Origin of the sequence: Rhodococcus sp. JVH1 (assembly GCF_000280725.2) — a bacterium.
GTDB classification, from domain to species: Bacteria; Actinomycetota; Actinomycetes; order Mycobacteriales; family Mycobacteriaceae; genus Rhodococcus_F; species Rhodococcus_F jostii_A.
The window spans coordinates 2,296,900-2,309,247 of the sequence record NZ_CP166289.1 but is presented as its reverse complement, the minus strand read 5'-3'; the positions used below and the strand labels follow the sequence as shown (position 1 = coordinate 2,309,247).

Here is a 12,348-nt window from a genome sequence, read left to right as displayed (position 1 = left end):
GTGCGGTTCCCCATCACGAGGAGAATCATGACGCTCGACCCCGACATGGCCGTACTACTGGACAAGTTGAACGACTGGGACGCCGCCGCAGGTCCGCAGACGACGATCGAAGGCGCCCGCAAGCGCATCGAGGAGATGCGTGCCCTCTACTTCGAACCCGAACTGCTCGAGGTGCGAGAAGTCGAGAACGTCACCGTCCCGGGTCCTGCCGGCGGCATCCCCGCCCGGATCTACCGGCCGGACACGGAGGAGTCGACCCTGCCGACCGTCCTGTACCTGCACGGCGGTGGCTGGGTGATGGGCGGCCTCGACTCGCACGAGTCACACGCTCGACGCGTCTGCGCTCGAACCGGCTCCGTCGTCGTCGCCGTCGACTACCGGCTGGCGCCGGAACACCCGTTCCCGGCCGGCTACGACGACTGCCTGGCATCGCTCCACTGGATCCACGACACCATCGATCAGCTGGGCGGCGACGCGTCCCGAGTTGCCGTCGCCGGAGACAGCGCGGGCGCCAATCTCGCGGCGTCGGTGGCCTTGGCGGCCCGCGACGCGCAACTTCCGCTGCAGGCACAACTGCTGCTGTACGTGCCGGTGCATTTCGCGAAGCGTTACCCGTCGATGGACGAACTCGCCGACGGGTATTTCCTCAGGATGCCGGCAAACGAGGACATGGGGGCCGGCTACCTCGAAGACCGCAGACTGTCAACGGACCCCCGCGTCTCGCCGATCGAGGGCGATCTGACGGGGGTGGCACCCGCCATCGTGTGCGGGGCCGAATGCGATCCGCTCCGAGATCACGCCCCCGCGTACGCCGCTGCGCTGGAGGCCGCCGGCGTGCCGGTGCGACTCCGGATCTCGCCGGGCATGCTGCACGGGTACTGGAGCATGGGCGTCGTGCCACGCGCCAACGACCTCGCGAACCAGCTGTGCGAGGAACTCGCGGAGTTGCTCACCCCGGAGTAGCTCGACATTCCACTACCGTGAACCGCATGAGCGAGTTGCTGGAACGTGAGAGCGTGCGCGGACATCTCCACCGCCCCACGGGTGACGGGGTGGCGGGGCTGGTTCTGACGCATGGAGCGGGAAGTGACTGCGACACAAAGCTGTTGCGTGCCGTGACCGACGGGTTCGTGGAGCGGGGCGTCGTCGTCCTGCGGTTCGATCTCCCGTTCCGTCAGCGCCGCGCGTCGGGTCCTCCGCATCCGTCGAAGGCGGCGGAGGATCGGGACGGCATCGCGGCCGCGGTGGCCGTGATGCGGGAGCTGGTGTCGGCGCCGGTGTGGGCAGGCGGGCACTCGTACGGCGGGCGGCAGGCGTCCATGCTCGCTTCGGAGCGACCGGGTCTCGTCGACGCCCTGTTGTTGCTGTCGTACCCGCTGCATCCACCGGCCAAGCCGGAGAAGCTCCGGACCGAGCACCTGCCCGGTCTCCGCACCCCGTCCGTGGTGGTGCACGGTTCGAAGGACCCGTTCGCGACCACCGGTGAAATGCGGTCGGCACTCGAACTGATCCCCGCACCGACGACGCTCGTCGAACTCGAGGGGGCCCGCCACGACCTGGCCCCGGACAAGTTCCCGGTGGTCGAACGCGCGGTCACGGCCATGCTCGACCTTCTGTAGGGCGGTCGAGGACGGCCGCGCGTCGTCGGTATGTTCGGTGAATGAGCAACGTGCAGACGGACGCGCCCCACTGGTTCACCACGGCGTTGGCGTCGCCGGTCGACACCGGCCGAGTCGACGTCGCAGGGGCGCAGGTCCACTACCGTGCGTGGGGGCCGTCGGGCTCACCCGGAATCGTGCTCGTGCACGGCGGCGCCGCCCACAGTCGGTGGTGGGACCATGTGGCACCCATGCTGGCCACGGGCCGTCGCGTCGTCGCACTCGACCTGACCGGGCACGGCGACAGCGACCGGCGCGCGGAGTACGGCCTGGAGCAGTGGGCGGAGGAAGCCCTGGCGGTGGCGAAGCCGGCGGGCATCTCGGGGGCGCCGGTGTTCGTCGGGCACAGCATGGGCGGCATGGTGTCCTACGTGGCAGCGCAGCTGTTCGGCGAGGATCTGGCCGGTGTCCAGCTGATCGATTCGCCCGTCCTCGCCCGCACACCGGAGGAGGAGGAAGCGCGCAAGCAGCGTGCCTTCGGTCCGAAGAAGGTCTACCCGTCCAGGGCCGAGGCGCTCGAGCGGTTCCGGTTCGTCCCGCCGCAGGACACCGCGGTGCCCGCGGTCCTGCGTCACGTCGCCGAGAACTCGATGGAGGAGGTGGACGGCGGCTGGTCGTGGAAGTTCGATTCCACGTTCTTCGCGCGCCACAGCAGCAACCACCTCGGCGGATCCGACCCACGCTGCCGCATCGCCTACTTCCGTGCCGAGAACGGCATCGTCACCGAGGCCATGATGGACGACATGCGCCGTCGATTCGGGCCCACCGCGGTGGTCGTCGAAATCCCCGACGCCGGACACCACGTGATGATCGACCAGCCGCTCGCGCTCGTCGTGGGCATCCGGACGGTGCTCGCGTCGTGGGACGTCGAAGATTCCGTGGCCGGGATGCCGGGCTGACTCAGTCGCCGGACCGGACGGCGGCGACGAACTGCTCGATCAGCGCCGCATCCTTCACTCCACGCGACGATTCGACGCCGCTCGACACGTCGACGCCCCACGCGCCGGTCGCGTCGACGGCGGCCCGCACGTTGCCCGGATGAAGTCCGCCGGCGAGGATCCACTCGCCGTCGGGACGGCTCTGGTTCGCCCAGTCCCAGGGCTCGCCCGCCCCGGCGGTCGCCCCGTCGACGAGGATGCGGTCGGCGCCGAAATCGCCCGACGTGTCACCGGCGACCACGGCACGGATCACGCCGAGCCCCGCCTCCCGCAACCGGGCGACGTCGTCGGCGGACGTCAGGTCGTGCACCTGGACGGTTCCGAGACCCGCCGCGGCGGCGACCTCGATCACCTCCGACACGGGACTCCCCTTGAACACACCCACCGCGACCGTGTGACCGGTGACCCGGCGGACCAGCGGCCCGGCGTCCGCGGGGGAAATCCGGCGGACGCTGTCGGCGAACACGAAACCCACGGCGTCGACGCCGAGGCGCACGGCCAGATCGACGGAGGTCTCGTCTCGCAGACCGCACACCTTGATGAATGTCACCCCGGCAATTTTACCGGTCGCTCCGAGTCGCCGACGCAGCGCGGGTTCGCGCTCTAGGCTTCGTGACGTGGAATGGCTCAGCGACCTCAGCGTGATCTCAGGGCCTCTGCCCTGGATCCTCACGGTGATCGGTGTGCTCGGCGGCGTGTGGCTGCTCGCCGCCCGCACCCCGTGGTACCGCAGGAAGGCGATTCCGATCTGCCTGGCCGTGTCGGTGGTCGTCACCGTCGTCCTCTACGTGATGGTCGAGAAGGTTCTCCGGCCGTTCCCCGACCCCATCGAGATCCCCATCTACGTGTGGATCGGACTGGGGCTCTTCGCGATCGTCCTGTTCGTGCCGAGGATTCGCGCCGGCCGGACGGTGAAAGCCGCCGTCGTGTCGGTTCTCGCGGTACTCGCCGTGCTTCTCGCGTCCGCGACGCAGATCAACCTGGTGTTCGACGCCTACCCCACGGTGGGCACGGCATTCGGGGCGGAGCCGTTCGACCGGGTTCAGATGAACGACCTCGGCAGCACCGCCGAGAACGTGGTGACGGGAACGCCTCTGGACTCGTCGTGGACCGCCCCGCCCGGAATGCCGAGCGAGGGACGGGTCCTGACGGCGGGCATCCCCGGAACGGCGTCGGGGTTCGCCGCCCGCGATGCCGAGATCTACCTCCCGCCCGCCTACTTCGCCAACCCGCGCCCCCTGCTGCCGGTGCTCGTGATGCTGGCCGGTCAGCCCGGTTCGCCGGAGGACTGGTTCGCCGGAGGCAAGCTCGCCACCACGATGAACGAATTCGCCGCGAAACACGGGGGACTGGCCCCGATCGTGGTGGTGGCGGACGGCACCGGCTCGCAGATCGCGAACCCTCTGTGTGTCGATTCGAAGCTGGGCAACGTGGCCACGTATCTGGCGAAGGACGTTCCGTCCTGGGTGAAGTCGAACCTGCAGGTGAATCCGGACCCCAAGGCGTGGGCCATCGGCGGCCTCTCCTACGGCGGCACGTGTTCGCTGCAGTTGGCCACCAACTATCCCGACGTGTACCCGACGTTCCTCGACATCTCGGGTCAGGAAGAACCCACGCTCGGCGACCACCAGCGCACCCTCGACGACGGATTCGGCGGTGACGAGGCGGCGTTCAAGCGGGTCAATCCACTCGATCTGATGGCGTCGAAGCAGTACCCGGATTCGGCCGGGGTCTTCGTGATCGGCAGCGACGACGACGCCTACAAGCCGGGGGCCCAGAAGGTCTATCAGGCCGCGAAGAACGCGGGCATGGACGTGCAGTACGTGGAAGTGCCGGGCGGGCACAGCTTCGCGGTGTGGTCTGCCGGACTGGAGAAGGAACTGCCGTGGCTGGCACAGCGGTTGGGGCTGATCGGCTCGTAGGCACTCGTCGCGGCGGAGAGGGATGGGATGACGGCGGCAGCGCACATACTGCGGGTGGGTTCGGCGTTGCCCGACCCGCCGTTCGAGTTCCGGGACGGCGGGGCTCCGGCGGGTTTCGATGTCGAGTTCACGCGGGCCGTCGCGCAGGTGCTCGGCCTCGAATGGTTGCTCGTCCCGTACCGGGGCACCGACTTCAACGGCATCTTCGATGCGCTGGCGGACGGTGAATTCGACTGCATCGCCTCGGGAACCACTGTGACGCCGCAGCGGAGGGCGCGCGCGGATTTCTGCGCTCCGTACCTCGTGTCGGGTCAGTCCCTCGCCGTCGACACGTCGCGGCATCCGGGAGTGCGCGGGGTGGACGACCTGGGCGGTCTCACCGTCGGTGTCCAGCACGGCAACACGAGTCAGCCGATCGTGGAGGGACTGGTTGCGGAGGGTCGCGCGGGCGCGATCCGGGTGTACGCGTACGACCGGATCGGGCAGGCTCTCGACGATCTGTCCTCGGGCGGGTGCGATGCGGTGATGAAGCTCGCGCCTGTCCTCACCTGGCTCGTCCGGGACCGCCCGCACGTGGAGGTGGTCGAACGAGGAATCTCCCGCGAGGAGATCGCTGTCGCTGTGCGCACGGGTGATGACGCGCTGCGCGAACGTATCGAGTCGGCGCAGCGCACCCTGGCCGCGGACGGCACCCTCGACCGGCTGAGGTCGACGTGGCTCGGGATCGGTGAAACGGACGGCAGCTCGTTCTGACCGGCACACCTGTCCAAGAATAGGAACGTGTTCTATATTTGCGGCAACCCTTTCTCTCAGTGACTGGAGTGCCCGGCATGTATGAGTGGTCAGATACCGACCTGATGTTCCGCGACGCGATCCGCGGTTTCATCGACAAGGAAATTCGACCGCACGTCGACAAGTTGGAGACCGGTGAGCTGCCTCCGTTCGACATCATCCGCAAACTCTTCGCCACCTTCGGTCTGGACGAGATGGCCCGTGATGCGCTGACGAAGTCGCTGGACCGCGAACGCAGTGGGGCCGCGTCCGGCGCGAAGGAAGAGAAGTCCGGCGGGCTCGGCGGTGCGGGCAGCATGGGCGTGATCATGAACGCCGAGTTGGCCGGCGTCAGCCTCGGGCTCGTTGCCTCGCTCGGGGTGAGCCTCGGGCTGGCGGCGGGCACCATCCGCAGTCGCGGGACGCTGGCGCAGAAGGAGCGGTGGCTGCCCGGCCTGGTCACGTTCGAGAAGGTCGGAGCGTGGGCCATCACCGAGCCCGACTCCGGCTCGGACGCGTTCGGCGGCATGAAGTCGTACGTGCGCCGCGACGGTGACGACTACATCCTCAACGGGCAGAAGACGTTCATCACCAACGGTCCCTACGCCGACGTCATCATCGTCTACGCGAAGCTCGACGAGGGAGACTCGTCCGTCGACCGCCGCGACCGGAAGGTTCTCGCCTTCGTCCTCGACGCGGGCATGGAGGGGCTCACTCAGGGTGCGCCGTTCAAGAAGATGGGCATGAACTCCTCGCCCACCGGAGAACTGTTCTTCGACAACGTGCGCCTCACCCGCGACCGTCTGCTCGGCGAGACGGAGGACGGCGGTAAGTCCGACGGCAAGTCCAGCGCGAAGGAGAGCTTCGCCGCCGAACGGATCGGCATCGCGTCGCTGTCGCTCGGGATCATCAACGAGTGTCACCGGCTGTGCATCGACTACGCCAAGTCCCGCAAGTTGTGGGGCAAGGAGATCGCCCAGTTCCAGCTCATCCAGCTCAAGCTCGCCGAGATGGAAATCGCCCGCATCAACGTGCAGAACATGGTCTTCAACGCCATCGAACGCACCGCGGCGGGCGATCAGGTGAGCCTCGCGGAGGCGTCGGCGATGAAGCTCTACTCCTCGCGGGCGGCTACGGAGGTGGCGATGGAGGCGGTGCAGTTGTTCGGCGGCAATGGGTACATGGCCGAGTACCGGGTCGAGCAACTCGCGCGCGACGCGAAGTCGCTGATGATCTACGCAGGCAGCAACGAGATCCAGGTGACGCACATCGCGAAGGGCCTGCTCGCGATGTGATGGGGGCGCCCGGGAACTAATGTCGTACGGCGTACGTTAGTGGGGTGTCGTCAACGAAAGGACACCACCATGAAGGTCACCGCGAGCGCACTGTCGCTGAACGTCGCAGACCCCAGTGCGTCGGCCGAGTTCGCCAAGTCCCACCTGGGCTTCGTCGAGGAGATGGCCGCCGAGGGCTTCGTGTCACTGAAGCGTGCGGACGTGGGCTTCAACCTCGTCTTCCTGAAGACCGGACTGGAAACCTTCAAGCCTGCGCGGATCGCCGGTGACGCCGGCCAGGGGTTGCTGATCGCGCTCGTCGTCGACGGTATCGACGCCGAATACGAGCGACTGCAGGCGGAGGGCGTCCCGATCGTGACGCCCATCGAAACCGAGCCCTGGGGCGAACGCTACTTCCAGATGAGTGACCCCAACGGGGTGATCATCCAACTGGTCGAATGGATGTAGCGGTCACACCGAGGCGAGGAACGGCTCGACGGCCGCGAGCACCTCGGGGCTCGCGGCCACCGCCGTCGAGTGGTCGAAACCGGGCAGGATCGTCAGCGACGCACCGGGAATCAGCGCCGCCACCCGCTGGGTGTCGCCGATCCGCTCGGCGTCGTTCGAACCGACGAACAACAGGGTGGGGACGGCGATCCCGCGCAGGACGTCGTCGTCCACTCCCGGCTCCACACCGGAACGCCGCATGTACGCGGCGAGCGCCTGCGCGTCGTTCGCCATGAACGCCGCCCGGGTGCCCGCGTCGATCGGCCACGAGCGCCGGGCATTCCACTGCGCCAGGAACGCATCCATGCCGTCCCGTTCGAGGACGTCGATGCAGCCCGGGAAGAACAGGCGGTCGAACGCGCCGGCCTGCGGGCGGCTGCTGCCGCCGCCGACGATCAGGCTCTCCAACCGTTCGGGCGCCCCGACCGCCAAGGCCAGCGCGACCCGGCCGCCGAGCGAATACCCCAGCACGTGCGCGCTCGGAAGATCCAGGTGATCGAGGACCGCTAGAACGTCGCCGCTGACCAGCTCCATGGCGTACGCGCTCTCGTCGTGCGGCTTGTCGCTGCACCCGTGGCCCCGCAGATCGACCAGGATCAGCCGGTACCGGTCACGCAGCGCGGCGACGTAGCCGAATCCACGCCAGATCGCGTGCGAGAGCGCCGTGCCGTGGATGAGAACGAGGGGCTCGCCGTCCCCGACGGTCTTGTACGCGATCCGGACACCGTCGACGGGATTCGTAGCATGCTGCACCCGCCCAGTCTGCATCACTCAGAAGTCGCGGCCCTCCGACACCCACTGCAGATCCTCCGAACGCGCACCCTCCACGTGTTCCCCGGCCGAGTTCAGTACCGCCAGCTGCTCCGCATCGAGTTCGATATCGAGAGCGCCGGCGTTCTCCGTCACTCGTTCCGCACTGCGGGTTCCGGGGATGGGTACGACCGGAAGTCCGAACGCGCGGCCTTGCGCGTAGAGCCACGCCAGCGCAACCTGTGCGGGCCTGGCACCCAGGTCGCCTGCGACCGAATTCACCGCGTCCACCACGCCGAGGTTCCGCTGCAGCGTGCCCGCCGCGAACCGGGGGAGAGTCCGTCGGAAGTCGTTGGGCGCCAAGGTGTCGACGCCGGTGACGGTCCCGGTGAGGAACCCCCGGCCGAGTGGCGAGTAGGGGACGAACCCGACACCCAGTGCGGCCGCCGCCGGCACGATCCGCGCCTCGACGTCGCGGCTCCAGATGCTCCATTCCGACTGGACTGCCGTGATGGGATGCACCGCGTGCGCGGACGCCAGCTCCCCGGCCGTCACCTCCGACAGTCCGAGATGTCGCACCTTGCCCGCCGCCACCAGTTCGGCCATCGCACCGACGGTGTCCTCGATCGGAACCGACGGGTCGGGGCGGTGCAGGTAGTAGAGGTCGATCGTGTCGATGCCGAGTCGGCGCAGGCTGGCGTCCACCGACTCGTGGACATAGGCGCGGTCGCCGCGGGTCGAGGCGCCGCCCTCGCTCCGCTTCCTCGGATCCCCCACAATCCCGAACTTGGTTGCCAGCGTGACTTCCTCGCGCCGGTCCCTCAGCAACTGCGCGATCAACCGCTCGTTGTCGCCGGCCCCGTACACGTCGGCGGTGTCGAGGAAACTCACTCCGAGATCCACCGCGTGATGCAGTGTCGCGAGCGCCTTCCCCGGTTCCACCCCGCCGTAGACGGGTGTGAGAGCCATTCCTCCGAAACCCATGTCGGAGACGGTGAGCGAGTCGCCCAGGGTTGTCGTACCGATGTCGGTCATGCTTCTCCTCGTCGTTGTCGGGCAGGGTCCTCGTCGGTCCCTGCGATGAGGGCCCGGTAGTGATCGACCTTGGTGTCGAGGGCGGCCAGGGCCTCGTCGAGCCTCGCCTGCTGGGCGAGGATCCGTTCGCGATGCGCGAGCAGCAGCGCCAACCGCCGCTCATGGGTCTCGGCGCCCCCGGCCAGCAGCACCGCGAAACGCTGCATGTCACTGGTCGGCATGCCCGTCGTCCGCAGCTTCACCAGCAGTTCGATCAGCCGCACGTCCCGCTCGCTGTAGCGGCGGCGACGGTCCGAACCCCGCGCGATCGTCGGGATCATCCCCTCACGCTCGTACCAGCGCAGGGTGTCCTGCGTGAGACCCGTGATCGCCGCGACCTCCGAGATACTCGCGAACGTTCCGGGCGGCTGCTCCAACTGGGTGGCCATGACTGAACCGTACGACCTGGAGTGCACTCCAACGCAAGGCCCGGGCCGACTACCGCCTCGTCGATCTGTCCGCACCGGGAGCCCGTTTGACGGACACATTGTCGGTTGTCGCTGCAGGCCTGGGCGAACACAGTGCTTCTATGGCAATTACCGAGGGCACCAGCAGCGAGGCGACGCCTGCCGAACGCGAGTACGGCGACCGCGTCCTGGCCGTCGAACCGGGCGGAAACGAATTCATTCCGCACGAGGTCCGCCACGGAACTCCACGCCAACTCTTCTGGACGTGGATGTCGCCGAACCTCGAGTTCGCCACGATCTTCATCGGGGTCCTGTCCGTGTCGGTGTTCGGGATGACGTTCTGGCAGGCGACGCTCGGGCTCGTCCTCGGAACAGGACTCGGGGCGGCAGCGCACTACGTTCTGTCCGCGCGAGGTCCCTCGCACGGCGTTCCGCAGATGGTGCTCGGACGCCTCGGCTTCGGCTATCGGGGCAACGCCCTTCCGGCGGCGTTCATGTCGATCATGTGCGGCGTCGGCTGGTTCGCCACCAACAGTGTCAGCGGCGCGTTCGCGCTCAACACGCTGACCGGTCTGGCGCCCCTGCCGTCCCTGCTCGTGATCGTCGTCATCCAGACCGTGTTCGCGTTCTTCGGGCACAACCTGGTCCAGGCGTTCGAGCGTTACGCGTTCCCCGTGCTGGCCGTGATCTTCGCGATCACCGCAGTGGTGGTACTCGCGAAGTCGAACCCGGGCGCGCCGGCGGTCGAGGGTGGTGTCGGCGGAATGGGCGGGTTCCTCCTCACCGTCGGAACGGCGTTCGGCTATGCCGCCGGGTGGACGCCATACGCCGCCGACTACACGCGGTATCTGCCGGCCACCGTGTCGAGGGTCCGCACCGGGCTGTTCGCCTCGGCCGGACTGTTCGTCTCGTGCGTCGCACTGTCGGTGGTCGGTGCCGCCTCCGTGACGATCGGCGCACCGTCCTCCGACAACCCGACCGACGCGTTCACCGCGAATCTTCCCTCGGCACTGGCGAACCTGACGCTGCTCGCCATCGCGCTCGGGGCGGTCGCCGCCAACGCCCTCAACGTGTATTCCGGGTCGATGGCCTTCGTGACCATCGGACTGAAGTTGCCGCTGAAGACTCAGCGGGCCATGGTCACCCTGATGTTCGGAGTCGTCGGATTCCTCGTGGCGTGGTGGGCGCTCGCCGACGCCGCCGCGAGCTACGAGGCCTTCCTGCTCATCGTCGCCTACTGGATCGGACCGTGGCTGGGGATCATGTTCGCCGACCAGTACCTGCGCCGCGGGCAGCGGATCGACAACCTTCTGTACGACCGCGGGTACAGCAACTGGGGTGGTCTGACCGCGTTCGTGATCGCCCTCGTCGGATCCGTCCTGTTGTTCTCAAACCAGGAGAAGTTCGTCGGCTACTTGGTGCGCGCTGTACCCGAACTCGGCGACATCACGTTCTTCGTCGGCTTCGTGCTGGCCGGTGCGCTCTACTTCGCGATCAACGGTGCCAGGATCTCACGTGGCCAACCTGTTGGCGCACAGGGCAAGTAGCAGCGAACCGTACATCGACGGCGAACCCGGGTCGTATCCGAGCAACGCCCGGATACGCTCCAGGCGCTGGTACATCGATTGCCGGCCGAGATGCAGCGCCGACGCCGAACTGGTGGCGCTGCACCCGTGCCGAAGGTGCACCTCCAGGGTGCGGACCAGGTCGCTCGAATGGGTTCGATCCCACTCCACCAACGGCGCAATGGTTGTCGCGACCATCCGCTCCCGGACGTCGGGAGGTAACCGGTCGAGCGCGAGTTCGGGGGCGAGTTCCCGTGTCGTCGTCACCACCCGCCCCGCCAACCACGACCGCCGGGCAGACATCGCGAGGCGCAGTCCCGAGCGGGCGGTGTGCAGCGCGGCGCCGACGTCCCCGGGAGCGAAGTCGCACGGATCGCCGACCACCACCGTCACCCCGTCGGTGATGTTGGACGCCAACGATTCCTGAAAGCAGTCGACGGCGGTCCCCACCGGGTCGACCACGGGCGCGGGGACCGCGATCAGGCCGAACGTGCTCGCGTGCACCTCCGCACGCAGGCACGGCTGCCCGAGCAGTTTGGCGGCCGAATCCAGCAACCGGGTCGCGATGCGCGAACCCGGGGAATCGATGGCGACCGCGACCACCCGGTTGCCCGGTGCAGGATGGAACCCCGCCGCGGCGGCTCGCACCGTGAGGTCGATCTGCCGAACGTCGCTGCGGTCCAGCAGGTCCGACACCAACGCGGCCGCGGCGCGCTGGGGACGTCCCGCGAGGCTGCCGGAGTAGGTCAGTGCCAACCCCAGCGACGCCGTCGATCGTTCGAGCAGCGCACGCAACACGGAAGGATTCATCGTGGAACCGGGGCCGGCCGTCAACGTCCCCCACGCGCCGTCGCGTGAATGGATGGTGGCCGTGACGGTTCCGGCGTCGGCCGCCGCCCAGGCTGCGCGGTCGTCGTCGACGCCGTGCGCCGCGACCAGTGCCCCGCTGCCGCTGGTGACGATCAGCGGGCAGCCGCTCGTCTCGCTGATGCGCTCGAGCAAGCGGGCCACCCCGTTGCCTGCCATCAACTCCGCTTCCAGCACACGGGACAGTTCGTTCTGGGTCCGCAGGGCCGACACCTCGCGGGAGATGATCTCGGTGTTGGCGTTCTGGCAGAGTTCGATGAACGGGACCACCGTCCGGAGCGCGATGAGCGGTAGGTCCAGGGCGGCCGCCTCTTCGATCATGTCACCAGGAACGACGTCGAACGTCCGGCCCAGCTCGATCGCCACGCCCGCGACATTGCGTTCCCCGACCTCGCGGAGATAGTGCCTGCGCGTCCCGGGATCCACACCGGACAACCCCAGCCCGGTGGTCAGCAGCAACTCGTCGCCGGACAGCAGCGGGCTTATCTCGTAGATCTCACTGGAATGCACCCAGCGCACCGCGCGGCCGAGCTGCGACTTCCCGGCCAGAACCTGCGGGTTCGCGCTGACGAACTGGTTCCGGAGCAACTCGCGCACGGTCAACGACATCGTCGA

At 68.1% G+C, this 12,348-nt stretch carries 13 protein-coding genes; 8 read left to right on the top strand and 5 right to left on the bottom strand.

The genetic code is table 11. The annotated features are described in order from the left end of the window. Nucleotides 1-27: 27 nt before the first annotated feature. From JVH1_RS10610 to JVH1_RS10600, 3 genes are read left to right on the top strand one after another with little or no spacing between them, the layout of a single operon-like run. Nucleotides 28-963: an alpha/beta hydrolase gene (locus tag JVH1_RS10610; RefSeq protein ID WP_009478169.1), complete on the top strand. Its 936-nt coding sequence runs from the start codon at nt 28-30 to the stop codon at nt 961-963. Nucleotides 964-989: 26 nt separating this feature from the next. Next, nucleotides 990-1,619 (top strand): alpha/beta fold hydrolase, encoded by a 630-nt coding sequence (locus JVH1_RS10605; RefSeq protein ID WP_371112975.1) that lies wholly within the window; start codon nt 990-992, stop codon nt 1,617-1,619. Between the two features lie 41 nt (nt 1,620-1,660). Continuing rightward, nucleotides 1,661-2,557: an alpha/beta fold hydrolase gene (locus tag JVH1_RS10600; protein ID WP_041811990.1), complete on the top strand. Its 897-nt coding sequence runs from the start codon at nt 1,661-1,663 to the stop codon at nt 2,555-2,557. A 1-nt stretch (nt 2,558) separates the two neighbouring features. Here JVH1_RS10600 and JVH1_RS10595 read toward each other — a convergent pair whose 3' ends face one another. Further along, nucleotides 2,559-3,146 carry a phosphoribosylanthranilate isomerase gene (locus JVH1_RS10595; RefSeq protein WP_009478172.1) on the bottom strand — a complete coding sequence of 196 codons (588 nt, stop codon included), beginning with the start codon at nt 3,144-3,146 and terminating at the stop codon, nt 2,559-2,561. Between the two features lie 67 nt (nt 3,147-3,213). Between JVH1_RS10595 and JVH1_RS10590 the strand changes: the two genes are divergently transcribed. The 4 genes from JVH1_RS10590 to JVH1_RS10575 all read left to right on the top strand — a co-directional run bounded on the left by JVH1_RS10590 (nt 3,214) and on the right by JVH1_RS10575 (nt 7,031). Then, nucleotides 3,214-4,518 carry an esterase family protein gene (locus tag JVH1_RS10590; RefSeq protein ID WP_009478173.1) on the top strand — a complete coding sequence of 435 codons (1,305 nt, stop codon included), beginning with the start codon at nt 3,214-3,216 and terminating at the stop codon, nt 4,516-4,518. 27 nt (nt 4,519-4,545) lie between these two features. Beyond that, on the top strand, nt 4,546-5,271 hold the full coding sequence (locus tag JVH1_RS10585; RefSeq protein WP_009478174.1) for an ABC transporter substrate-binding protein: 726 nt from the start codon (nt 4,546-4,548) through the stop codon (nt 5,269-5,271). Between the two features lie 77 nt (nt 5,272-5,348). Continuing rightward, on the top strand, nt 5,349-6,584 hold the full coding sequence (locus JVH1_RS10580; protein WP_009478175.1) for an acyl-CoA dehydrogenase family protein: 1,236 nt from the start codon (nt 5,349-5,351) through the stop codon (nt 6,582-6,584). Between the two features lie 69 nt (nt 6,585-6,653). Further along, nucleotides 6,654-7,031, top strand: a complete 378-nt coding sequence (locus JVH1_RS10575) for a VOC family protein (protein ID WP_009478176.1) — start codon at nt 6,654-6,656, stop codon at nt 7,029-7,031. A 3-nt stretch (nt 7,032-7,034) separates the two neighbouring features. Here the strand turns inward: JVH1_RS10575 and JVH1_RS10570 are convergent, their stop codons facing one another. The 3 genes from JVH1_RS10570 to JVH1_RS10560 are packed head-to-tail and all read right to left on the bottom strand — an operon-like array spanning nt 7,035 to nt 9,283. Further along, the gene (locus JVH1_RS10570) at nt 7,035-7,841 is read right to left on the bottom strand and encodes an alpha/beta fold hydrolase (protein WP_083849820.1); all 807 of its coding nucleotides are present in this window, start codon (nt 7,839-7,841) and stop codon (nt 7,035-7,037) included. Next, a complete protein-coding gene (locus JVH1_RS10565; protein WP_009478178.1) occupies nt 7,842-8,855 on the bottom strand; it encodes an aldo/keto reductase in 1,014 nt (337 codons plus the stop codon). Further along, nucleotides 8,852-9,283, bottom strand: coding sequence for a MerR family transcriptional regulator (locus tag JVH1_RS10560; protein ID WP_009478179.1), 432 nt, complete (start codon nt 9,281-9,283; stop codon nt 8,852-8,854). The genes JVH1_RS10565 and JVH1_RS10560 overlap by 4 nt, the downstream gene beginning before the upstream one ends. Nucleotides 9,284-9,423: 140 nt before the next feature. Between JVH1_RS10560 and JVH1_RS10555 the strand changes: the two genes are divergently transcribed. Beyond that, nucleotides 9,424-10,848, top strand: a complete 1,425-nt coding sequence (locus JVH1_RS10555) for a cytosine permease (protein ID WP_009478180.1) — start codon at nt 9,424-9,426, stop codon at nt 10,846-10,848. On the opposite strand, the gene JVH1_RS10550 is transcribed toward JVH1_RS10555, so the two are convergent. Further along, a complete protein-coding gene (locus JVH1_RS10550; protein ID WP_009478181.1) occupies nt 10,813-12,342 on the bottom strand; it encodes a PucR family transcriptional regulator in 1,530 nt (509 codons plus the stop codon). The two genes, JVH1_RS10555 and JVH1_RS10550, sit on opposite strands and share 36 nt — an antisense overlap. Between the last annotated feature and the right edge of the window lie 6 nt (nt 12,343-12,348).

Bases quoted from the DNA above. Each gene is read 5' to 3' on its own strand.
- JVH1_RS10565 (WP_009478178.1), bottom strand. From the start codon at position 8,855: ATGACCGACATCGGTACGACAACCCTGGGCGACTCGCTCACCGTCTCC.
- JVH1_RS10575 (WP_009478176.1), top strand. From the start codon at position 6,654: ATGAAGGTCACCGCGAGCGCACTGTCGCTGAACGTCGCAGACCCCAGT.
- JVH1_RS10555 (WP_009478180.1), top strand. From the start codon at position 9,424: ATGGCAATTACCGAGGGCACCAGCAGCGAGGCGACGCCTGCCGAACGC.
- JVH1_RS10600 (WP_041811990.1), top strand. From the start codon at position 1,661: ATGAGCAACGTGCAGACGGACGCGCCCCACTGGTTCACCACGGCGTTG.
- JVH1_RS10605 (WP_371112975.1), top strand. From the start codon at position 990: ATGAGCGAGTTGCTGGAACGTGAGAGCGTGCGCGGACATCTCCACCGC.
- JVH1_RS10560 (WP_009478179.1), bottom strand. From the start codon at position 9,283: ATGGCCACCCAGTTGGAGCAGCCGCCCGGAACGTTCGCGAGTATCTCG.
- JVH1_RS10585 (WP_009478174.1), top strand. From the start codon at position 4,546: ATGACGGCGGCAGCGCACATACTGCGGGTGGGTTCGGCGTTGCCCGAC.
- JVH1_RS10580 (WP_009478175.1), top strand. From the start codon at position 5,349: ATGTATGAGTGGTCAGATACCGACCTGATGTTCCGCGACGCGATCCGC.
- JVH1_RS10610 (WP_009478169.1), top strand. From the start codon at position 28: ATGACGCTCGACCCCGACATGGCCGTACTACTGGACAAGTTGAACGAC.
- JVH1_RS10550 (WP_009478181.1), bottom strand. From the start codon at position 12,342: ATGTCGTTGACCGTGCGCGAGTTGCTCCGGAACCAGTTCGTCAGCGCG.